12 protein-coding genes and 1 other RNA gene are annotated in these 23599 nt (G+C 72.5%); 10 read left to right on the top strand and 3 right to left on the bottom strand.

What is annotated here, in order from left to right; all coding sequences use genetic code 11:
* Positions 1–17: 17 nt before the first annotated feature.
* Positions 18–695, bottom strand: coding sequence for an SDR family oxidoreductase (locus AS850_RS10550; RefSeq protein WP_119869080.1), 678 nt, complete (start codon positions 693–695; stop codon positions 18–20).
* A 53-nt stretch (positions 696–748) separates the two neighbouring features.
* On the opposite strand from AS850_RS10550, the gene ffs reads away from it, so the two are divergent.
* Positions 749–845, top strand: an RNA gene (gene ffs / locus AS850_RS10545) — signal recognition particle sRNA small type.
* 969 nt (positions 846–1814) lie between these two features.
* On the top strand, positions 1815–10757 hold the full coding sequence (locus AS850_RS10540; RefSeq protein WP_119869079.1) for a beta strand repeat-containing protein: 8943 nt from the start codon (positions 1815–1817) through the stop codon (positions 10755–10757).
* Between the two features lie 383 nt (positions 10758–11140).
* Here the strand turns inward: AS850_RS10540 and AS850_RS10535 are convergent, their stop codons facing one another.
* Positions 11141–12169, bottom strand: coding sequence for a hypothetical protein (locus AS850_RS10535; RefSeq protein WP_119869078.1), 1029 nt, complete (start codon positions 12167–12169; stop codon positions 11141–11143).
* A 26-nt stretch (positions 12170–12195) separates the two neighbouring features.
* Positions 12196–12846: a SipW-dependent-type signal peptide-containing protein gene (locus AS850_RS10530; protein WP_119869077.1), complete on the bottom strand. Its 651-nt coding sequence runs from the start codon at positions 12844–12846 to the stop codon at positions 12196–12198.
* A gap of 195 nt (positions 12847–13041) precedes the next feature.
* Here AS850_RS10530 and AS850_RS10525 point away from each other — a divergent pair, with 195 nt between their 5' ends.
* The 8 genes from AS850_RS10525 to AS850_RS10490 all read left to right on the top strand — a co-directional run bounded on the left by AS850_RS10525 (position 13042) and on the right by AS850_RS10490 (position 23598).
* A complete protein-coding gene (locus AS850_RS10525; RefSeq protein ID WP_119869076.1) occupies positions 13042–15492 on the top strand; it encodes a DNA polymerase III subunit gamma and tau in 2451 nt (816 codons plus the stop codon).
* 3 nt (positions 15493–15495) lie between these two features.
* Positions 15496–16095 (top strand): recombination mediator RecR, encoded by a 600-nt coding sequence (recR, locus tag AS850_RS10520; protein WP_119869075.1) that lies wholly within the window; start codon positions 15496–15498, stop codon positions 16093–16095.
* 196 nt (positions 16096–16291) lie between these two features.
* Positions 16292–17557, top strand: coding sequence for an aspartate kinase (locus tag AS850_RS10515; protein WP_119870261.1), 1266 nt, complete (start codon positions 16292–16294; stop codon positions 17555–17557).
* Between the two features lie 38 nt (positions 17558–17595).
* The gene (locus tag AS850_RS10510; protein ID WP_119869074.1) at positions 17596–18651 is read left to right on the top strand and encodes an aspartate-semialdehyde dehydrogenase; all 1056 of its coding nucleotides are present in this window, start codon (positions 17596–17598) and stop codon (positions 18649–18651) included.
* Between the two features lie 135 nt (positions 18652–18786).
* Positions 18787–20217: a malate:quinone oxidoreductase gene (locus AS850_RS10505; protein ID WP_236940921.1), complete on the top strand. Its 1431-nt coding sequence runs from the start codon at positions 18787–18789 to the stop codon at positions 20215–20217.
* 228 nt (positions 20218–20445) lie between these two features.
* Positions 20446–21672 carry a sensor histidine kinase gene (locus AS850_RS10500; protein WP_119869072.1) on the top strand — a complete coding sequence of 409 codons (1227 nt, stop codon included), beginning with the start codon at positions 20446–20448 and terminating at the stop codon, positions 21670–21672.
* The gene (locus AS850_RS10495; protein WP_119869071.1) at positions 21669–22868 is read left to right on the top strand and encodes a hypothetical protein; all 1200 of its coding nucleotides are present in this window, start codon (positions 21669–21671) and stop codon (positions 22866–22868) included. The genes AS850_RS10500 and AS850_RS10495 overlap by 4 nt, the downstream gene beginning before the upstream one ends.
* Positions 22855–23598, top strand: a complete 744-nt coding sequence (locus AS850_RS10490) for a response regulator transcription factor (protein ID WP_119869070.1) — start codon at positions 22855–22857, stop codon at positions 23596–23598. Before AS850_RS10495 ends, AS850_RS10490 begins: the two co-directional genes overlap by 14 nt.
* Position 23599: the final 1 nt, after the last annotated feature.

The following is a 23599-nucleotide window of genomic DNA, read 5'->3' as shown; positions in this document are numbered from 1 at the left end:
CCCGAGGGTCGATCGGGTCAGTACTTGATGGTCGTGAGAGCGTCGCTGATCGGCACCTCGCCGGTGATGACCTCGAACTGCGTCTTCACGGCCGTGCCCTCCGTGAGAGCGGAGACGATCAGGGCGGCCACGTCGGCCCTCGAGATGGTGCCCTCGTCGAAGCGGGCGGCGACGGAGACGTTCCCGGTGGGGGCGTCGTCGGTCAGGGTGCCGGGACGCACGATGGTCCAGTCGAGCGCGTCGCGCGAGCGGAGGTCGGCGTCGGCCTCGCTCTTCGCGCGCAGGTAGACCTGGAACACGTCGTCGCCCTCCGCGGGCAGCGTCGCGCGATCCGCGTCGAAGTCGTCGGCGTGCATCGACGACACCAGAACGTAGCGCGAGACGCCCGCCTTCTCGGCGGCATCGGCCAGCAGGATCGCCCCGTCACGGTCGATCGAGAGCTTGCGTTCGGCGCCGCTCGACCCGCCGCCACCCGCCGCGAACACGACCGCGTCGGCCCCGTCGAGGTGACCCGCGAGCGAGTCCACGTCGCTCGACTCCAGGTCGAGCACGAGAGCCCGCGCACCCGCCTGCTCGAGGTCGGCGGTCTGCTCCGCCTTCCGGATGATCCCGACGGGGTCGTGACCGGCGTCGGACAGCTGGCGAGCGAGGAGGAGGGCGATCTTTCCGTGGCCTCCGGCGATGACGATTCTCATGCGTCCATCAAAGCCCTCCGTCCTGCACGCCCGATGCGAACCGCTACACTGAATGCGGCTCCCCACGTGGCGCCATCCAGGCCAACTCCCCCAGGGCAGAAATGCAGCAAGGGTAACCGGGCTCTGGCGGGTGCGTGGGGGGTCTTTCCTGTTTTCAGGCGCCCCGCCAGAGCACGGTGCTTGCTTTGGCACGCCGGCCCCTGGCCGTCGTGCGGGCGGGTGCGTGGGGGGTCTTTTACGTGTGCGGACGCCTGCCAGAGCACGGTGCTTCTCTGGCACGCCGGCCCCTGGCCGTCGTGCGCGGTGGGTGCATGGGGGGTCTTTCCTGTTTTCAGGCGCCCCGCCAGAGCACGGTGCTTTTCTGGCACGCCGGCCCCTGGCCGGCGTGTGCGACGGGTGCGTGGGGGGTCTTTTCTGTGTGCGGGCGCCCGCCGGAGCACGGTGCACGGGCCGAACGGCGGCGTGGTCACGTCGGACCGGGTCCGCCGAAGGGCAGACCGGGGGCCCCAGTTGGGGGGACAATCCGGCCCGGGCGGCCCCGAACGGTCTGGTTCTGCCTATCATGGAGCCACCAACCGGAGAAGCCCCTCACCAGAGCCTCCCCGGCACGTTCGCACCAGGTCCTCACCAGGCCTCCTGCCGGACCGGCGTCGCTCACCACGATGCCGACAGAGAGGACGCGGCATGACGTCGCACATCAGGATCAGGGACAGCCGTGCACCACTCGTGCGCGCGCACGCCGCCTCCGGGGGTATTCCCCTCAATCCGTAGAGGCCGAGCCCGCGTCGATGGCCCATCGTCGACCGAGGCAGCCTCTACCTCGGCAGGGTGCGCGTCTCACCAGCGCGCATCCTGCCCCCTTCGGCCCGCGGGCAGAGTCGCCCGCCGCCGAAGACGCACCACGGCACCGACGGCACCATTCAACCGAACCAGAGCAGCACAGCACCACCGAACCACAGCAGCACAGCACCACCGCACCTCCGGCAGCGACCCACCACCGCAGCCGCCCGCAGCGACCAACCACCGCCGCGACGAGCACCACCGCACCACCCCTCCGACCCACCACCGGAGGGCTTCCCGGATCAGGGACGGGCGCCGCCCGTCAGGAAGAGGCACCTCATGCACCACCAGGGGACCGCGCGTCGGCGCACCGTTTTCCTCGGCCGTCGGCCATGGCTGAAGCTCGGAGCGGCGACCGTCGTCGGCGCCGTCATCGCCGCGGGCGCCATCGTCCCCGCGCAGGCGGCGACGGGCGACATCAGCGCCTCGGAGGGTCTGCTCCTCTCGGGCGGCGGCATCGTGAACGTCGACACGCTCGCGCAGCTCAGGGGCGCCTACTCGTCGACGAACGCGACCTCGAGCGCCGGAGCCGTCAGCAACCCCCTCGACCTGACCGCGCTCTCCACCGTGGGCGTCGGGCTCGGCAACGGCGTGCAGCTGCTCGGCACCAACGGCATCCTGAACCTCGGTGTCGTCGGCCAGTACGCCTCGTCCACCGCGACCTCGGCCACGGCCTCCGCGGGACTGGTCGGGTCGGACGGCAGCATCGCCGTCGGATCCGGCACCCCGGGGAGTGCCTCGAGCCTCAACCTGACCCCGCTGCTCAGCCGGATCGGTGCCTCCGCCACCGTCGCCAGCGCCGCCCAGCTGGACGTCGGCGCCCTGGCCTCGACGATCACGGCCACGCGCGGAACCACCGTGGGGACGACAACCGGCTACGGCATCGCCAGCGCAGGATTCACCGTCACGAGCCCCGCGATCGGCACCCTGAACACGTCGCTGCAGACGGCCGTGAACGGCATCGGCTCCGATCTCAACGGCCTCACGACGAACCAGGCGGCCCTGAACGGCGTCGTCTCGGGCTCCACCGGCTCGATCACCACGGCGCTCAACTCGCTCGGCCTCGGCGCCCTCAGCCTCAACGGCACGACGGCGACCACGAACCTGACGGGTCTCAGCCTGTCGGCCGTGACCGCCCCCGTCCTCGCCCGCCAGTACACCTCGGGGGCCGTCACGATCACGCCCTCGACGGGGAAGATCGTCATCGACCTCAACACCCTGCAGGCGCTGAACGGGCAGGACCCGAACACGCAGCTCCTGTCGACGCCGGCGCTCCGGTCGCTCGTGACCGCCGCGATCCAGGACATCCTCGTCACGCAGCTCCCGGCGGCCCTCAACACGGCCGTCGTCACGGCCGTCGGCAACGCGACGCTGACGACGACGATCACCGGCCGGATCCAGCTCGCCGGTGTGAACGTGTCGAACCTCACGATCACCACGTCGACCACCCTCGCGAACCTCCTCAAGACCTCGGGTCGCGCTCCCGCGACCGTCAGCGCGTCCGCCACGGCGATCGGCGTCACGGGCCTCTCGATCTCGAGCGCCGTCCTCACGCCGGTGCTGCAGCCGGTCGTCGACAACACGGTCGTCCCGCTCCTCGCCGCCGTCTTCCAGCCGACCGTCGGCGGGGTCACGGCCACTCTCGCCGCCGTCACCGGTCCGGTGAACACCACGGTCAGCGCGCTGACCGGCATCCTCTCGCAGCTCGTGTCGATCACCGTCAACGCGCAGGACTCCTCCGGCTTCCGCGACGCGCGGGGGACCGATCAGGGCTCCCGGTCCGTGCACGCGCTGCGCCTGAGCATCCTGCCTGCCCTCGATGCGGCCGTGGTCGACCTGGCCACCTCGACCGTGAACGCCACCCCCACGGCGCCGCTCACCATCGCGACGCCCACGCAGGGACAGCAGTTCACCGTCGCCACGTCGACGGCCACACGGTCGGTCACCGTCACGGGGACCGGCGAGCCCGGAGCCACCATCGCGGTCGACCTCGGTGCGGGGCGCACCGGCACGGCGACCGTCGCCCCGGACGGCTCCTGGTCCGCGACGATCCCGGGTGTCGGGGTGGGCTCCGTCACGGCGAGCGTCACCCAGAGCATCGGCGGTACCGCGTCCCCGGCGGTCACGCGCGACTTCACCGTCGTCGCCCAGCAGCCGCTCACGATCCAGGCGCCGACCGAGGGCCGCGTCTTCACCGTCGTCTCCGGAACGGCGACGACGCCGGTGACCGTCCAGGGCACCGCGACGCCCGGCGCGTCGGTCTCCGTCGACCTCGGCTCCGGCCGCACCGCCACCGCGACGACGGCGGCCGACGGCACGTGGTCCGCGCCGTTCACCGGCGTTCCGGTGGGCAGCTACACGGCCTCGGCCGTGCAGACCGTCGGCGGCACGACGTCCTCGGCCGTCACCCGCGACTTCTCGGTCGCCGCAGGAGCCGCGCTCACGGTCACGGCACCGGCCGACGGCACGCAGCTGGTCGTCCCCGGCGCCACCTCGACGACGACGGTCACCGTGACCGGAACCGCCCAGCCGGGCGCGAGCGTCACGGCCGACCTGGGCGGCGGGCTCACCGCCACCTCGACGGCGGGCGCGGACGGCGGCTACAGCATCCCCGTCACCGCGGTGGGTGTCGGCAGCTACACCGTCAGCGTCACCCAGACCGTCGCCGGGACGCAGTCCGCACCGATCACCCGCGGCATCCAGGTCGTCGCGGCGTCGCCGATCACCATCCAGACGCCCGTGGCCGGAGCGCAGTTCCGCGTCGCCGGTCCCACGTCGACCAGCCCCGTCACCGTCTCGGGGACGGCGCAGGCCGGTAGCGCCGTCCAGGTGCAGATCGCGAGCGGCGTGTCCGCGACCGTGACGGCGAGCGTCACCGGAACGTGGACCACCACGTTCCCGAGCGTCGCCGTCGGCGACTACACGATCAGCGCGACGCAGACCGTGGCCGGAGCGACCTCCGCCCCCGTCACCCGCGACATCTCCGTCGTGGCCGGCGCGCCCGTCGTCATCCAGGTCCCCGCCGCCGGCGCCCGGACAACCGTCGCCGACCCGACCTCGACCACCCCGGTGACCGTCTCGGGCACCGCGGAGCCGAGCGCTCCGGTCACCGTCTCGCTGGGCGGAGGCCGCTCCGCGACCGTCACCGCCTCCGGGACGGGCGCCTGGACGACCACGTTCCCGGCCGTCCCCGTCGGCGACTACACCGTGAGCGCGTCGCAGACCGTCGGCGGCACCACGTCGACCCCGGTCACGCGGCCGTTCTCCGTGATGGCCGCCGCCCCCGTCGTGATCACCGCTCCGGATCCGGCCGTCGACGTCGTCGTCGCCGGGCCGGGCACGACCGCTGACATCACCGTCGCGGGCACCGCGCAGCCGAACGCCGACATCGCGGTCGACCTCGGAGGCGGGCTCACGGCCACGACCACCGCGGGGACCGACGGCACCTGGTCCGTGCCCGTGAACGACGTCCCCATCGGGACGCGCACGATCAGCGTCACCCAGACCGTGGGCGGCACCACCTCGCCCGCCGTCACGCAGGATCTGACCGTCCGAGCGGGCGCACCCCTCGCGATCGTCCGTCCCGCCCCCGACGCCAGCGTGACGGTGTTCGGCACCGACACGGCGACCGTCGCCGTGTCCGGCACCGCACAGCCGGGAGCCGTCGTCACGGCCTCCTTCGGTGGCGGGCTCGCCGCGACGACCACGGCCTCGGGCTCCGGCGCCTGGTCCGTCACGATCCCGGGCGTCGCCGTCGGCGACTACACCCTGACCGCCACGCAGAGCATCAACGGCTCGACCTCCGCCCCGGAGTCGCAGCCCTTCCACGTGGTCACCGGCGGCGCGATCGTCATCCAGGCGCCCGTCGACGGCTCGACCTTCCTCGTGGCCGACGCGTCCGGCACTCGGACGACCGAAGTCGCAGGGCGCGCCGATGCGGGGGCCGACGTGACCGTCGACCTCGGTGCCGGTCTCGTCCGGACGACGACGGCCGGCCCCACGGGAGCCTGGACGGTGTCCTTCGCCGACCTCCCGGTCGCCACATACACGGTGAATGCCACGCAGGCGGTGGGCGGCGCCACGGACGACGCCACTCCGACGACCTTCGCCATCCGCGCGGCCGACCCGGTGACCGTCGTGGCACCCGCCGCGGACGCCGTCGTCCTCGTGGCCGGCCCGACCTCCGTCGTCCCCGTCCCGATCTCCGGCAGTGCGCAACCCGGCGCGACCGTCACGGTCGACCTCGGAACGGCCGGGACCGTCACGACGACCGCAGGAGCCGACGGCTCCTGGCAGGTGACGGCCGACGGCAGCTCGGACGGTTCCGGCGACGGCCTCGGCGTGGGCTCCTACACGGCGAGCGTGACGCAGACCCTCGGCGGCACGACCTCCGCGCCCGTCACCCGCGACTTCTCCGTCGCCGCGGGCAGCCTCTTCACGGTCGCGACCCCGATCGACGGGACCGTCGTCCGCGTGGCCGACGCCTCGAGCACGCTCGCGGTCGTCGTCTCCGGACAGGGCCAGATCGGGGCCACGGTCGACGTGACCCTCGGCACGACGACGCGCACCACCACCGTCGCCCTCAACGGCAGCTGGAGCACCACGTTCCCCGCCGTGGGGACCGGCACCCGCCTGTTCTCCTCGACCGAGACGGTCGGCGGGACGACGACAGCCCCCGTCGAGCGCACGCTGGTCATCCAGGCGGCGACTCCCGTGGCGATCACCGCGCCGGCGACCGGCTCGAAGGTCACCGTGGCAGGTCCGTCCTCGACGACGACCGTCTCCGTGACGGGCACGGCCGAGCCGAACGCCTCCGTCTCGATCGACCTGGGCGCCGGAGTGACGGCCACGACCACGTCGTCCCCGACGGGCGTCTGGAGCATCGACGTCCCCGATCTCGGGGTCGGCGCCTACGCGATCCGCGCCACGCAGACCGTCAACGGCACGACCTCCGCGCCGGTCGACACGATGTTCTCGATCGTCGCCGGAGCCCCGGTGACCGTCACCTCGCCCGCCGACGGCGGCCGCGTGGTCGTCGCCGACGCGTCCTCCACCGTCGACCTGCCCGTCTCGGGCACGGCCGAGCCCGGAGCCGTCGTCACGGTCGACCTCGGAGACGCCCTGACCGCGACGACGACCGCGGGAGCCGACGGCTCCTGGTCGACGACCGTGGCGGACGTCCCGGTGGGCACCCGCACGATCTCGGCCACCGAGCAGGTCGGCGGAACGACCTCCGACCCGGTGACCTCGGCCGTCCGCGTCGTGGCGGGATCGCCGCTCATCGTCGTCAGCCCCGCGCAGGGCACGTCGATCGTCGTCGCCGACACCTCGTCGACCCTCGAGCTCCCCGTCTCGGGCACGGCGCAGGCGGGAGCCTCCGTCAGCGTCACGCTGGACGGCGGCACGGCCCGCGTCGCGACCGCCGACTCGTCCGGGTCCTGGTCGACGACCTTCCCCGGCACCGGCGTCGGCTCCCACGTCGTCCGCGCCACGCAGACCGTCGGCGGCACCACCTCGCCGGTCGTGACGCGCGGCGTCGACATCGTCGCCGCGGCGACCCTCACGGTCACGCAGCCCTCGACCGGTGCCGTGTTCGTGGTCGCCTCGCCGACCTCGACCACGAGCATCCTGGTCCAGGGCGCGGCGCAGCCCGGCTCCACCGTCACCGCCGAGGCTCCGGGCGGGATCGCCGGGACCGCGACGACGCGGGCCGACGGCACCTACTCGCTGACCCTCGACGACGTCCCCACCGGGCCGCGCACGATCTCCGTCACGCAGACGGTCGGCGGGACCACCACGGCGACCCCGGTCACGGTCGACGTCACCGTGCAGGCCGCGGCCGCGGTCGTCATCTCCGCGCCGACGGCCGGACAGCCGCTCTTCGTGAGCGGCCCCACCGCCACGGTCGACGTGCCTGTCGCGGGAACGGCTCAGCCCGGCGCGTCCGTGACGGTGTCGCTCGGCGGAGGCCTCACCGCGACCGCCACGGCGGGCACGGACGGCAGCTGGTCCACCGTGGTCCCGAATGTCCCCGTCGGCGACCGCACGATCTCCGTCACCGAGAACATCGGCGGCACCGACACCGCGCCGGTCACGCAGGATCTCTCGGTGCGGGTCGCCGCGCCGGTCGCCCTGACGACGCCCCGCGACGGATCCTCGATCCCGGTCGCCCTCGGCACCTCGACGGTGTCCGTCCCCGCCTCGGGAACGGCGCAGCCGGGGGCGAGGGTGAGCGTCTCCCTCGACGGCGGGACCGCTGTCGTCGTCACGGCCGGACCCGACGGCTCCTGGTCGACGACCTTCGCCGGCGTCGCCGTCGGTACTCACGAGGTCGCCGCGGCCGAGACCCTCGCGGACGGGACCACGACGCCTGTGACCAACGCGTTCACGGTCGCCGTCGCTCCTGCCCTCGTCGTCACGACGCCGCAGGCCGGTCAGAGCTTCCAGATCCCGGCGGGCGGGACCGCGACGGTCCCGGTGTCGGGGACGGGACTCCCGGGCGCCGGCGTCTCGGTGACGCTCGACGGCGGCACGCCCGCCACGGCGACCGTCGGGTCGGACGGCACGTGGACCGTGTCGTTCCCGGGCGTCGCCGCGGGCGACCACTCGGTGGTGGCGACGCAGACCGTCCGCGGGACCGACCAGGCCCCCGTCGAGGTCTCCTTCTCGGTCGACGTCACGACGGCCCCCGCGGCCCCCGTGGTGATCACCGCGCCGACCGCCGGAACCGTCGTGCCCGACGCCGACGGCAACGGTCTCGTCGACCTCCCCGTCTCCGGGACGGGCGAGCCCGGCTCCACGATCACCGTCGGCGGCGGCGGCGTCACCGCGACCACCACCGTCGCTCCGGGCGGCGCCTGGTCGACGACGCTGACCGACGTCCCGGTGGGCGCCATCACCGTCGTCGTCACGCAGACGACCGGTGGAACGCTGACCGGCTCCGACTCGGTGCAGCTCGAGGCGCGGACCATCGTCCCCGCCACGATCACGACGCCGGCCGCCGGAACGACCCTCGTCGTCTCCGGCCCGACCGCGACCGTGGACGTCACCGTCCGCGGGGCGGGGGAGCCCGGAGCCGCCATCGCGGTCGACCTCGGTGACGGCCTCACGGCCACCGCCACGGTCGCCGGCGACGGGAGCTGGACGGCCGTCGTCCGCGACGTGCCCGTCGGCGACCGCACGATCTCCGTGGTCGAGACGGCATCCGGAGCGGCTCTCCCGGCTGTCACCCGTGACATCACCGTCGCGGTCGGCGACCCGGTCGCGATCGTCAGCCCGCGCGACGGCGCCGTGATCACCGTCCCCGCCGAAGGCAGCACCGCCACCCTCCCGGTGTCGGGCACGGCGGCGGCCGGGGCGACCGTGTCGGTGTCGCTCGACGGCGGTACGCCCGTCACGGTCACGGCCGGGCAGGACGGCGCCTGGACGGTCACGTTCCGGAACGTCCCGACGGGCGATCACACCCTCGCAGCGATCGAGACGCTGGCCGACGGCCCGACGACCCCGGTGACCGCAGGAGTCACGGTGCGCGCCGCCGCGGCGCTCGCCGTCACGACGCCCCGCTCCGGCCAGCAGTACCAGGTGGCGACCGGCCAGACGGCCACCGTGGCCGTCACCGGCACCGGCGAGCCCGGTGCCTCCGTGTCGGTGAACCTCGACGGGGCCGGAGCCACGACGGCGACGGTCACCGCGAACGGCACCTGGTCCGTCACCTTCGCGGGTGTCGCTCCCGGCAGCCACAGTGCGGCGGCCGCTCAGACCGTGCTCGGCACGACGCAGGCCCCGGTCCGCGTCGACTTCACGGTCGCCGTCACGGCCGACCCGGTCACGCCGCCGACGATCACCAGCCCCTCGGCCGGCCAGATCATCCGCGACGCCGACGGCAACGGCACGGTCGACTTCCCGGTCACGGGAACGGGCGAGCCCGGCTCGACCATCCGCGTCGACCTCGGCAGCGGAATCACGCGCACCGTCACGGTCGGCTCCGACGGGACCTGGGCGACCACGGTCACCGACGTCCCCAACGGAACCCGGACGGTCGTCGTCACCCAGACGACGGGCGGCACCACGACCGGCTCGGCCAGCGTGACGATCTCCGCCCTCCGCACGGCTCCCGTGGTGATCACGGCTCCGACGGCGGGCCAGGTCGTCCCGGCCTCGTCGCTGGGCGCCTCCGTCACCGTCACCGGCACGGCGGAGCCGGGAGCCCTCGTCCGGCTGACGCTCGACAACGGCGCGGCCGTCACGACGACGGCCGACGGCTCGGGCGCCTGGAGCGTCCCGCTCAGAGGGCTCGGCCAGGGGAGCCACACGGTCGCGGCCACGGAGACGGTCGCCGGTGCCACCTCGGCACCCGTGAGCGTGACGTTCACGGTCGCGTCGGTGCCCGCCGGCGGGGCGATCACGGTCACCTCGCCCGCGCCGAACGCCCTGATCGTCGATGCCGGCGGCGACTCCCGGGAGGACGTCACCGTCACGGGGACCGGGACGCCCGGGGCTCCGGTGACCGTCAACCTCGACGACGGCACGCTGCAGACGACCACGGTCTCGGCATCCGGCACCTGGAGCGTCGTGTTCCCGGGGGTCAGGACGGGCGGTCACTCGTTCGTCGCCTCGCAGGTGGTCGCCGGAGTGACGACCGCGGCTCCTGCCCAGGCGTTCACGATCCAGGCGATCGCGCCCGTCACGATCGGGAGCCCGGCGAGCGGTTCGACCTTCTCCACCCTCGGGACCGGCCGCGTCACCATCCCGGTGTCGGGTCGGGCCGAGCCCGGAGCCACGGTGACGGTCACGCTCGACGGGTCGCGGGTCACCACGGTCGTCGCCGGCAGCGACGGCACCTGGTCGACGGCCTTCCCCGGCGTGGTCCCCGGAAGCCACGGCTTCGTCGTCACGGAGACGGTCGAGGGCTTCACCTCGGCACCCGTCACGACGACGTTCCAGGTGATCCGCGGCGTGGCCGTGGGCACGGGCAACGGCGGCGCGGGAACCGGCGGCTCCGGCAACGGGGGTGCAGGAGGCACGGGCGGCACCGGCACCGGGTCGGGCGTCACCTCGCCCGCCGGCTCCGGGTCGGCCACGCCGACCATCGGCCAGGCTCTGGCCTACACAGGCTCGACCGTCCTCCCGTGGATGGTCGTGGGCGCAGGCATCCTCGCGCTGGGACTCGGGATGTTGGGTGCATCCCGTGCTCTCGGCCGGTTCAGGTCGAGGAGACGCTAGCGCCAGAAGGGGCGGTCCTCTCCATTCGGGTGTGAGAGGGCCGCCCCGCTTCGTGTGCCGCCGGCCAGGGGACTTCTGCCGCTGCGGCGGAGGCGGCGCAGACGTACCGTCGGACGCCGTGCTGTGCGGCCAGCGAGCCCGGATGCTCTCGACGACCCGTCGCTCCTGCTCGGCCGTCAGGCCCGACAGCCGTGGACGTCCGAGCCCGCGGGAGACCTCGTCCTCGAGAGTGCGGGCGAGCGTCTCGCGGAGCGGCCTGAGAACGCCACCGGCGGCGACGAAGGCGACGTTGCTCCGCTGAGCGAACCCGACGACCGCGCGCGGCAACCACGGGGGGACCGACGACTCGCCGGCCGAGGGCCGCGTTCGCCCAGAGCGGCCCGTCAGGCGCAGGTCGGGTTGAGCGTCAGGAGGGCGTTGACCGTGCGGGTCTGGGAGGCCTGGCTCGACGTCGTCCCGAGGTTCGACGAGATCGTGTAGACGAACGACGTGAGGCCTCCGAGCGAGACGAGCGGCACGGCGACGTCGACGAAGCGCTGCGTCCCGGGGGTCACCGTGGTCACGGTGCCGTTGCCCGTGTTGGTGATCGTGAAGGACGTCGGCGCCCAGGTCGAGGGCGGCACCGACCAGGTGAACCGCACCTTGCCCGCGACGATGGCGCAGGTGAACGTGTCGGGGGCCGGAACGCTCCCGGCGGCCAGGGTGCCGGAGACGGCCGCACCCGTGTCGTCGAAGGCCGCGAGCGTCGGGGTCGCCGAGAGTCCGGGCACGCCGGTCGCGAGACCGACCGCGAGGGCCGTTCCGAGCACCGGGCCGACGAGTCGCGAGGCGTCGTGGCGACCGGGATGCGGGGTCTCGGTCGCCCTCTCCTGCTCCTCCTCCGCTGCCTCGACGGCGCGGAGGAGCCGCCGGTCGACGGGAGGTCGGAACCCCACGATGGCCAGGACGCCGAAGAGCGCTCCCGCCGGGAACGCGATCTGCGGCTTCGAAGCGGCCTGCAGCACGGTGCCGAGGCCGGGCGCCGACCAGAACACCCGGTCGGCGGTCGACGCCTGCACCGGGACCGGATCCGGCTCGCTGTTCGCGTCGCCCTTGATCACCAGCGCGTAGCGGCCGCCGCCGACGGGCTCCTTCGACACCAGGCGATGCGTGACACGCTCGCCGTCGGCCCGGATGACGCTGACGACGTCACCGGGCGCGAGCGAGCCGGCGGGGACCGTTCGGGCGAGCGCGAGCGAACCGGTCGGGATGCCGGGCGACATCGACCCCGACCGGAAGACGAGCGGAGTCACTCCGAAGAGCATGGTGACGGCCGCGACGAGAAGGCAGAGCACGCCGACTCCTGCGCCGAGCCACAGCACGATCTCGCGCACCGCGAGGCTCGCCCGGTGCCCGCGGCTTGCCGCGCTCACTCGTCGCCCTCTCGTAGGAACGCCGGTCAGGGGGCCTGGGTGGCCGTGAACGACACCGTGGCGACCGTCGACTTGCCCTGGACTCCCGTCGGCGCGGCGCTGGGGAGCTCGACCTTGAAGCAGAGGTTCTCGGTGGCTCCGGCCGCGAGAGCACGGCCGGAGACCGCCGGAGCCGCGCTCAGGGTCGCCGTCGGGGAGATGTACGTGGCAGGGACGCCGGCCGCCGTGGCGAAGGTCGCGGACGTGCAGGAGGCGTTCGTCCCGAGCGACACGACCGACCAGTTGAGGTTGGCATTGAGGGCGGGGGTGTCGGTGCCGTTCGTGCTGGAGGTCGTGAACCCGTAGGTGAAATTGATCGAGCCGTTGTTGGTGACGGGCAGGAGCGCGTACGTCACCGCCCCCGGTGCGGCATTCGTCAGAGACAGGTTCGTCACGGCGATGGTGCCGTCCTGGCCGTTCAGCTTGAGGTCGACCGTGCCGGTGCTGAAGCTGCCGGTCGCGGCTCCGGTGTCGGACCAGGCGGCGAGGGTCGCCACGGACCCGAGCCCGACGACCGCGCCGAGCGCCAGGACGGCGCGGACGCGGCCCGAGCCGCTCAGACGCCGCCGCCGGCGAGGGGGCGGGACGGTGCCGGGGGCGGATGTTCGGGCGTCGCGGGACGCCAACGGTGTCGACATGATGTCTCCTGATCCTGATCTCGTGTGTCGGATGCCCTGGAGGGCGTCGCGGTGGTGAGCCGACGACGGGTGGTGAGCCTCGTCCGATGGGATCAGGGTACCGCGGACGACGGGGTTCGGCCAGGGGTGTGCCGTCCGACCGGCGCCCTCGACCGCGCGGGCGGGACTGTCGGTGGCGCCGACTACTCTGGGTCCGTGGTCACCGCTCTGTATCGCCGCTATCGGCCCGAGAACTTCGCTGAGCTCATCGGTCAGACTCAGGTGACCGATCCGCTCCGCACCGCCCTGCGCACCAACCGGGTCAATCACGCCTACCTCTTCAGCGGTCCCCGCGGCTGCGGCAAGACCACGTCGGCCCGCATCCTGGCCCGGTGCCTCAACTGCGCCGAGGGGCCGACCGACACGCCGTGCGGTGTCTGCCCGAGCTGCGTGGAGCTCTCCCGCGACGGCTCCGGCTCGCTCGACGTGATCGAGATCGACGCCGCCAGCCACAACGGCGTCGACGACGCGCGCGACCTCCGCGACCGCGCCATCTTCGCTCCGGCGCGCGACCGCTACAAGATCTTCATCCTCGACGAGGCGCACATGGTGACGCCGCAGGGCTTCAACGCCCTCCTCAAGATCGTCGAGGAGCCGCCGGAGCACGTGAAGTTCATCTTCGCGACCACCGAGCCCGACAAGGTCATCGGCACGATCCGCTCCCGCACGCACCACTACCCGTTCCGGCTGGTGCCTCCCGCCCAGATGCTCGACTACGTCGGGCAGCTCTGCGAGACCGAGAACGTCACGGCCGAACCCGGCGTCCTCCCGCTCGTCGTGCGCGCGGGCGGCGGCTCGGTCCGCGACACGCTCTCGCTCCTCGACCAGCTCATCGCCGGGTCCGAGGGCGGTTCGATCGGCTACGAGCGCGCCGTCGCCCTGCTCGGCTACACGCACGCCTCGCTCCTCGACGCCGTCGTCGACGCCCTGGGGGAGCGCGACGGAGCCACCGCCTTCGCGTCCGTCGACCGTGTCATCCAGACCGGTCAGGATCCCCGGCGGTTCGTCGAAGACCTCCTCGAACGCCTGCGCGACCTCATCGTCGTCGGCGCGACCACCGAGGGGGCGGCGGCCGTCCTCCGCGGCATCACCCCCGACGAGCTGGAGCACCTCTCCCGCCAGGCGCACGCGTTCGGCGCCGCCGAGCTCTCCCGCTCCGCCGACGTCGTCAACCGCGCCCTCACCGACATGACCGGCGCCACCTCCCCGCGACTGCACCTCGAGCTGATGATCGCCCGCGTCCTCGTCCCCGAGAGCGACGAGACGTCGCGCGGGGCGCTCGCGCGCGTGGAGCGCCTCGAGAGGCGGGTCGGCGTCGACGGATCGACCATCGCCGCGGCTTCGGCCGGAGAGGTCCCCGCGCGTGCGGCGGCGCCCGCCGCCCGACCGTCCGCGTCGACTGCGACGGCGGCCCCCGCCGAGCGCGCGCCCGCCGCCCGAGCGGGCGCCGGCCCCGTCGACTGGACGCAGGAGCCGCAGGCTCAGGCGCAGGCTCCGGCCGCGGCTTCTCCGGTCGCTCCCGTCGTGCCCGCGTCCGACGCCGCCGAGACCTCCGAGCCCGCACCGCCCGCCGCACCGCACTCCGCCGCCTGGGTGCAGGCCGCCCCGGCGGCCTCCGCCGCCGCGGCGGGCCGAGTCTCCCTCCAGCAGCTCCGCGACTCCTGGCCGGAGATCCTCGAGGTCGTCGAGAAGGAGAAGCTCTCCGCCTGGATGGTCGTCGTGACCGCCACGGTCCGCGCCTTCGACGACGACGTGCTGACGCTCAGCTTCCCGAGCGTCAACGACGTCGACCTCTTCAAGCGCCCCGTCGGTGCCGGCGAGGGCGTGAGCGAATACCTCCGACGTGCCATCCAGCAGCTCCTCGGCGTGCGCGTGAAGTACATCGCGCGCGTCGAGCGCCCCGAGGAGGGCGGCGCTCCGGCCGCGGAGGGTGCACCCCGCGAGACCGCCGCGCCCGCTCAGAGCGACGGCTCTGGCGCTCCTCAGCGCCCGGCGGAGGCGTCGCAGGCGGCCGCACCGCAGACCCCGGCACCAGTGGCCGCTCCGGAGACGGCCGCCGCACCGCAGGCCGCTGCAGCGCCGGCGTCAGAGCCGCAGACCGCCGCAAAGACGCCAGCCGCCTCCGGGCCGCCCGCGCAGCAGACAACCTCACGGCAGTCGGCCTCACCGCGGTCGGCCGCACCGCAGGCCGCCGCCGGGCCGGCGGTCCCGACGACCGGCTGGGACGTCGCACCGATCCCTCAGTCGGCACCGCCGGAGCCCGACGAGCCCGAGTACATCAGCGAGGAGCCCGAGGGCGGCGTGCCCACCCTCGAGCCGGCTCCCGTCGAGGCCGCACCGGGCGGGGGCGTCGCGGCAGGCGACGCCCCGGAGCGTCCGGCCGCTGCGGCGGGGGCGACCGCCCCCGCGACGCAGGCCGCCCCGGCTGCCCGGGAGGCGGCTCCTGCGGTCGCGACCCCGGCGGCGGCGCCCGCGGGTCGAGGAGTTCCGCGCGGCTCCCGCTACGGCGAGGCCGTCGTGCGCGAGATCCTCAACGCGCAGTTCATCGAAGAAGAGACGATCGCCCCGCGGGTCACTCCGCTGTCGGGCCCGAGCGAAGCCGAGTAGCGCATGTACGAGGGCATCGTCCAAGACCTGATCGACGAGTTCGGGCGCCTCCCGGGGATCGGGCCGAAGTCCGCGCAGCGGATCGCGTTCCACATCCTGCAGAGCGAGAACTTCGACACGACGCGGCTCGCCGAGCTCCTGATCGACGTGAAGACCAAGGTGCGGTTCTGCGAGATCTGCGGCAACGTCACCGAGGAGCAGACCTGCTCCATCTGCCGCGATCCGCGGCGGTCTCCCGCGACCATCTGCGTCGTCGAGGAGGCGAAAGACGTCCAGGCGATCGAGCGCACCCGTGAGTTCCGCGGGCTCTACCACGTGCTCGGCGGAGCGATCAGCCCGATCGACGGTGTCGGCCCCGACGACCTCCGCATCCGGCAGCTCGTCCAGCGCCTCGCCGACGACACGGTGCAGGAGGTCATCATCGCGACCGACCCCAACCTCGAGGGCGAGGCGACGGCGACCTACCTGTCGCGCATGCTCGCACCCTTCGGGCTGCGCGTCACCCGGCTCGCCTCGGGGCTGCCCGTCGGCGGCGACCTCGAGTACGCCGACGAGGTCACCCTCGGCCGCGCCTTCGAGGGCCGGCGACTCGTCACCGAGTAACCCGTCCCGTCGGCGCCGCCGACGTGCACCCCCGTCCGGGTCGGCGAACCCCTCGCGAGAGGGTTCCTCGCCCGGGAGCGGGGTTCGCCTCCGCCCGCTCGGGAGGGCCGTGCGGGGCCGTGTAACACCCCCGAAACGTCCCCTACAATTGCTGCGCGGCGGCGACCAGTCCGCGCAGGACCGGGAGCAGACACGCGTGAGCTTGATCGTGCAGAAATTCGGCGGCTCGTCCGTCGCCAATGCCGAGAGCATCAAGCGCGTCGCCAAGCGGATCGTCGAGACCCGCAAGGCCGGCAACGAGGTCGTCGTGGCCGTGTCCGCGATGGGCGACACCACCGACGAGCTCCTCGACCTCGCCGCCCAGGTCACCCCGCTCCCGAGCGGCCGCGAGCTCGACATGCTCCTCACGGCGGGGGAGCGCATCAGCATGGCGCTCCTGGCCATGGCGATCCGCAGCATGGGCGTCGAGGCCCGCTCCTACACCGGCTCCCAGGCCGGCATGATCACCGACGCCCAGCACGGCAAGGCCCGCATCGTCGACGTGACCCCCGGCCGGATCCGCGAGGCGCTCGACGAGGGAGCCATCGCCATCGTCGCGGGTTTCCAGGGATTCAACCGGACGACCGGCGACATCACGACGCTCGGTCGCGGCGGCTCCGACACCACCGCCGTCGCCCTCGCGGCGGCGCTCGAGGCGGACGTCTGCGAGATCTACACCGACGTCGACGGCATCTTCACCGCCGATCCCCGCGTCGTCCCCTTCGCGAAGAAGATCGACCGGATCACGAGCGAGGAGATGCTCGAGCTGGCGGCCGCCGGATCGAAGGTGCTCTACATCCGCGCCGTCGAGTACGCCAGGAGGCACGGCGTCACCCTGCACGTCAGGTCGTCGTTCAACAACAACGAGGGCACGCTGGTCGTCAACCCGAAAGAGGGAGAGAACGTGGAAGAGCCGATCATCGCGGGCATCGCCGGCGACCTGAGCGAGGGCAAGATCACCGTCATCGGTGTGCCCGACAAGCCCGGCAAGGCCGCGCAGATCTTCCGGACGGTCGCCAAGACGGGCGCCAACATCGACATGATCGTGCAGAACGTCTCCGCCGCGGCGACGAGCCTGACCGACATCTCGTTCACACTCCCGAAGTCCGACGGAGCAACCGTCATGCAGGCGCTCGAGTCGGAGCGCGACGAGATCCAGTTCCAGGGGCTCCTCTACGACGACCAGATCGGCAAGCTCGCCCTCGTCGGAGCGGGGATGCGGACGAACGCCGGCGTCTCCGCCAAGCTCTTCACCGCGCTCTTCGAGGCCGGGATCAACATCGAGATGATCTCGACCAGCGAGATCCGGATCTCGGTCGTCACTCGCGCCGACACCCTCAACGACGCCGTGCGCGTCGTCCACTCCGCGTTCGGCCTCGACGGCGACCAGGTCGCCGTCGTCCACGGCGGCACCGGCCGCTGACGCCCCCGCACCGAACCCCCCTCGAACGGAACGATCCCATGAGCAACGGACTCCGCGTCGGCGTCGTCGGCGCCACCGGCCAGGTCGGCGCCGTCATGCGCCGCCTCCTCGACGAGCGCGACTTCCCCCTGGCCGAACTGCGCTTCTTCGCCACCGCCCGCTCCGCCGGCACGACGCTGTCGTTCCGCGGCCGCGACGTCGTCGTGGAAGACGTCGAGACAGCCGATCCCACGGGGCTCGACATCGCGCTCTTCTCCGCCGGAGCCACGGGCTCGCGCGCCCAGGCACCGCGGTTCGCCGCGGCCGGTGCCCTCGTGATCGACAACTCCAGCGCCTGGCGGATGGACCCCGAGGTCCCGCTCGTCGTCAGCGAGGTGAACCCCCACGCGATCGACCAGGCCGTCAAGGGGATCGTCGCGAACCCGAACTGCACCACCATGGCCGCGATGCCGGTGCTCAAGGTCCTCCACGCCGAGGCCTCGCTCGAGCGTCTCGTCGTCAGCACCTACCAGGCCGTGTCCGGCAGCGGTCTCGCCGGTGCGCAGGAGCTCCTCGAGCAGGCGCAGGCCGCCCTCGAGCAGGATCCCATCGGCCTCGTCCAGGACGGTGCGTCGGTGACCTTCCCCGCCCCGCAGAAGTACGTGCGCCCCATCGCCTTCGACGTCATCCCGTTCGCGGGGAACCTCGTCGACGACGGCCTCGACGAGACGGACGAGGAGAAGAAGCTCCGTAACGAGAGCCGCAAGATCCTGGAGCTCCCCGAGCTCCTCGTGAGCGGCACCTGCGTGCGCGTCCCGGTCTTCACGGGGCACTCGCTGTCGATCAACGCCGAGTTCGCCTCGGCCATCACCCCGGAGAGGGCTCGCGAGCTCCTGCGGGAGGCCCCGGGCGTCGTCGTCACGGACGTCCCGACCCCCCTCGAGGCCGCCGGACAGGACCCGAGCTTCGTCGGGCGCATCCGGCAGGACGAAGGGGTTCCCGGTGGCCGCGGCCTCGCCCTCTTCATCAGCAACGACAACTTGCGCAAAGGCGCGGCGCTCAACGCCGTCCAGATCGCGGAGATCGTGGCCGAGCGCCGCCTCGCCGAGGTCTGACCCCGTCGACCGCAGGATGCCCGACTCCACTCGGCGTCGAGGCATCCTGCGAGTCGTCTGAGCGCCGCGGCATAGGATGAGCGGGTGACTGCAGCAACGGAGCCCATCGACGTCGCCCTCATCGGCGGCGGAATCATGAGTGCCACCCTCGGAGCCCTGCTCAAGCAGCTCCAGCCGGAGTGGTCGATCCGCGTGTACGAGGCGCTGAGCGACGTCGCTCAGGAGAGCAGCAACCCGTGGAACAACGCGGGCACGGGCCATTCGGCGCTCTGCGAGCTCAACTACACGCCGCAGAAGGCGGACGGCTCCATCGACATCTCGAGCGCCGTCAAGGTCAACGAGCAGTTCCAGGTCTCGCGGCAGTTCTGGTCGTACCTCGTCGACGAGGGCGCCCTCCCGGAGCCCGACCGGTTCATCAACTCGACGCCCCACATGAGTTTCGTCTGGGGCGCCGCGAACGTCGAGTACCTCCGCAAGCGCAACCAGGCCCTCGAGGGCCACCCGCTCTTCCGCGGCATGGAGTTCAGCGACGACCCGAAGGTCATCGCAGGATGGGCGCCCGCTCTCACCGCCGGTCGCGCGACGGGCGAGCCGATCGCAGCGACCCACATCGAGGCGGGCACCGACGTCGACTTCGGCGCGCTCACCCGCAACCTCTTCGACTACCTCACGGCGAACGGCGTCGAGCTCGCGCTCGGGCACCGCGTGACGAACCTGACCAAGCTCTCGGGCGGCTCCTGGCGGCTGCGGATGGAGAGCGGCGCGACGGCCGAGCCCCTCGAGGTGACGGCGAAGTTCGTCTTCGTCGGGGCCGGCGGCGGCGCGCTCCACCTCCTCCAGAAGTCGGGCATCCCGGAGATCCGGGGCTTCGGCGGATTCCCCGTCTCCGGCGAGTTCCTCCGCACCGACGACCCCGAGGTCGTCGCGAAGCACCAGGCGAAGGTCTACGGCAAGGCGTCCGTCGGTGCGCCGCCCATGTCGGTGCCGCACCTCGACACGCGCGTGGTCGACGGCTCTGCCAGCCTCATGTTCGGCCCCTACGCCGGGTTCAGCCCCAAGTTCCTGAAGAGCGGCTCCTACCTCGACCTGTTCCGGTCGATCCGCCTCCACAACCTCTACCCGATGATCCGAGTCGGTCTCGCCAACATCGACCTCGTGAAATACCTCGTCGGTCAGCTCGCCGCGTCGAAGCGCACGAAGTTCGAGGCTCTCCGCGAGTTCATGCCCGAGGCCGACCCGAAGGACTGGTACCGCATCACGGCAGGCCAGCGGGTGCAGGTCATCAAGAAGGACGCCAAGAAGGGCGGCGTCCTCCAGTTCGGCACCGAGGTCGTCACCGCCGCGGACGGCTCCATCGCGGGCCTCCTGGGTGCCTCGCCCGGAGCATCGACGGCCGTGCCCATCATGCTCACCGTGCTCGAGCGCTGCTTCCCCGCCAAGAAAGACGAGTGGGCCCCCAAGCTCAAGGCCATGATCCCGACCGTCGGCCAGCAGCTCGCGGCCGATGAGGAGAAGGCGGCGGCGACGATCGGCGCGACCGCCGAGGCGCTGCACATCCACGCCTGAGTCGACCTCTCCCGGCGGGCAGCCGGCGCGTGCGTAACCTGCGATCCGGAGTACTAAGATTCCGCTGGGCCGCATTCGGGGCACAAAACAGGTGATCTGAACGGTTTGCGTCCGGTTTGTCCCCAGATATCGGGGTACAGGTCCGGTGCATGTTTTGGCATACTTCGAGTACGCCACCCGAAGGTCCCTCGTCATGCGAAGGCCGGCTCACCGATCGAAGGAGGATGCGTGCTGCTCGGGCTCCCCAGCCACCTCGCTCCTCAGAGTTCGGGCCGTGCCATCGCCCGCGCCTGCCACGCCATCGCCTTCGTGCTGTTGGCGTCCGCCGCCGCCATCGTCATCACGGCCCAGTCGGCCGACCCTCGGCTCATGCTGTGGCCCGCTCTCGTCGCCCTCGTCCCGATGCTGGCTCTGCTGCTCCTGGTCGACAGGGTCCGGTCCACCGTCTCGACGGTCGCCTACCTCGTCGTCGGCGCCCTCGCCGTCTACGTCTTCGCGCTGACCGTGCTCTCGCAGGTGACCTTCATCAACTCCTCCGACGCGTTCACGATGTCGCTGCCGAAGCTCGCCCTCGTCCTCGTGGGCGGCAGCGGACTCGCCTCGCGAAAGGGCCCCCTCTGGGCGACCTTCGGCCTGGTGGCGGGGGAGGTCGCGATCCAGGTGGCGACGGCTCAGGCGGGAGCCTCGCCGCGGGTCGACCTCACGACGCTCTTCGGATACCTCCTCGTCGTCGGGACGATGGGCGGCTCGATCCTGGCCCGGGACCGCGCCCGACGCGTCCAGCCCAATCTGCACCGCGCCGCGCGCGACGAGCAGGTCTCGAACCTCCGCTTCGAGATCGAGCAGCAGGCCTCGGCGCTCGTCCACGACACGGTGCTCAGCCACCTCGCGGCGATCGGGCTGGCCCGACCCGGCCGCCTCGATCCTGCGCTCCTCGACGCGATGCAGCGCGATCTCGCCTCGCTCATCGGGCAGGAGTGGCTGAGCGAGGTCGACGCGGACCTCACGCAGGTCGCCGGTCACTGGGAGTCCAGCGAACTCTTCGTCGCCATCGAGCAGTCGCGGCGGCAGGGTCTCGACGTGCAGGTCACGGGAGATCTGTCGGTCGTGTCACGCCTCGACGTCGGGCGCTCGCGCGCGCTCGGACAGGCCGTGGGGCAGTGTCTGGCGAACGTGGTCAAGCACGCCGGCACGGACTCCGCCGAGGTCGTCCTCTTCTCGTCGGAGGGCGACGTGTCCGTGATGGTGATCGACAGCGGCGTGGGATTCACGGAGAGCGAGACGCCGAGCGACCGGCTCGGCCTCCGCAACTCCGTCCGCGCCCGCATCGAGCGCGCCGGCGGTACCGTCCAGGTGTGGTCGTCGCCCGGCAGCGGCACCTCCGTGATGATCGGGTTGCCCGCGCTCGCGGACGCCCCCTCGTCCGGCGCCCTCACATCGGAGGATGCCGCGTGAGGGAGCGCGAGGCGACGGCGCAGCAGAACGACCCGCTGGGGATCCTGAACCAGCGCCCCATCGTCCTGGTGCTCGCGACGTTCGCCGTCGGGCTCGCCATCGCCCGGACCCTCTTCCCGGACGCCCCGTTCGAACTCTCGCAGGCAGCGTTCGCGGCGATCGGCTTCCTGCTGCTCGCCACGGGCATCCTGCTGGTCGCCACCTCGCCCTACCGGGCGCCCTTCACGCGGAGGAGCTTCGCGCTCATCGTCGCCTGCGGTCTCCTCGCCGTCGTCGTCGAGGCGGTGTCGACGGCCGGGCAGAACACCATGATCCGCGACGACTGGGGGAGCACGGCGCTCGGCCTGCTCCTGCTCTCTGCAGCGCCCTACCGCCCCGCGCGGGAGATCGTGATCGCCTCCGTCGTCGGCAGCGTCGTCGTCGCGGTCGTCGTCGTGCTCCAGACCCCCGGGTTCATCGTCAAGGCCCCCGCGGCGCTGTTCGTGGCGGCCGGAGTGACGCCCCTGCTCGCCCTCGGCATCGGCGGCGCCGTCTATTCGGCCACGTTCGTCCGGCTCGTGCAGCAGTGGCTCGCCCGCGCCAGCAGCCTCACCCGTCAGAGCGCGCAGGAGCTGCGGCCCGGCATCGCCCGGTCCGTCCAGCAGGACAGGGTCACCGTCCTCAACCGCGACGTCGTGCCGTTCTTCAGCGAGCTCGTCGAGCGCGGCTCCGTCAGCGCCGACGACGCGGAGCGAGCGACCGCGATCGCGTCCGGGATCCGCCAGCGCCTCGTCGACGACGCCGACCGGAGTTGGCTCGAGAACGTCCTGATCGAGGTCTGCCCGAGCGGCTCGGCGGGGACGGTCGTCGACCCCGACCGACTCGCCGAGCGCATGTCTGGCGACCAGCGGACCGCCGTCCGGGCGGTCGTCAAGGCGATGGCGGTCGACCAGCGGGCCCTGGCCGAGCGCACCGAGTCTCCGGGCCAGCGCCCGGCCGGGGATCGCGCCCCCGTGCGGAGCAGCCTCTCCATCGTGCTCAACGACGACGACCCGCTCGTCCGAGCCCTCGTCCGCCTCGACAGCGCCTCCGGCGACACCGCCCTCCGCCAGCGGTACGCCCCCTACTTCGCCGTTCTCCGCATCCTGTTCCGCGACCTCCTGGTCGACGTGAGCGGTTCCTCCCTGACACTAAGGTTTTCGTATGACCAGCACTGACCCGACCGGTAGCCCCACCCTCCGCTCGAGCTCGTCGCGACCCGTCCCGGTCGCCTCCTGGAACTCCGTCGGTCCCGAGAACCCGGCCCCGCGCCGGGTCCGCCTCGCGATCCTCGACGACCACGAGGTGCTGCTCGACAGCCTCTCCAGCTGGATCAACGTCAACGCCTACGACTTCGACCTCGTCCTGACGGCCCACACCTGGCTCCAGCTCGTCCACAGCGACAGCTTCCCCACCGACCTCGTGTTCCTCGACTTCCAGCTCAAGGAGCCCGTGTCGATCGAGGCCCGGGTCCGCACCTGCCGGGCCGCCGGTGCGAAGGTGGTCGTGCTCTCCAGCCTCGACACGCGCGAGTCGCGCGAGCGCGCCCTCGACGCCGGAGCCAGCGCCTTCCTGTCCAAGACTCTCCCGATGCGCGAGGTGATGGACGCCGCGCGCCAGGTCATGGGCGTCGCCCGCGACAACGCCCCGCAGCGCGACTGGCGTCCGCTGCCCGTCGGGGCCGCCAACCAGAGCCGGCCGAAGCTCAGCGCGGGCGAGGCCGAGGCCTTCCGCCTCTACGTGTCGGGTTTCAGCACCAACGAGGTCGCGCAGCAGATGAATGTCCAGTACGAGACCGCGAAGACCTACCTCCGCCGCGTGCGCGAGAAATACGCCAAGGCCAACAGGCCCGCCTCGAAGAAGGCCGAGCTCATCCGGCGCGCGGCCGAAGACGGCTACCTGCAGTGAC

Origin of the sequence: Frondihabitans sp. 762G35 (assembly GCF_002074055.1) — a bacterium.
Classification (GTDB): Bacteria; Actinomycetota; Actinomycetes; order Actinomycetales; family Microbacteriaceae; genus Frondihabitans.
This window is presented reverse-complemented; position numbering and strand designations above follow the sequence as displayed.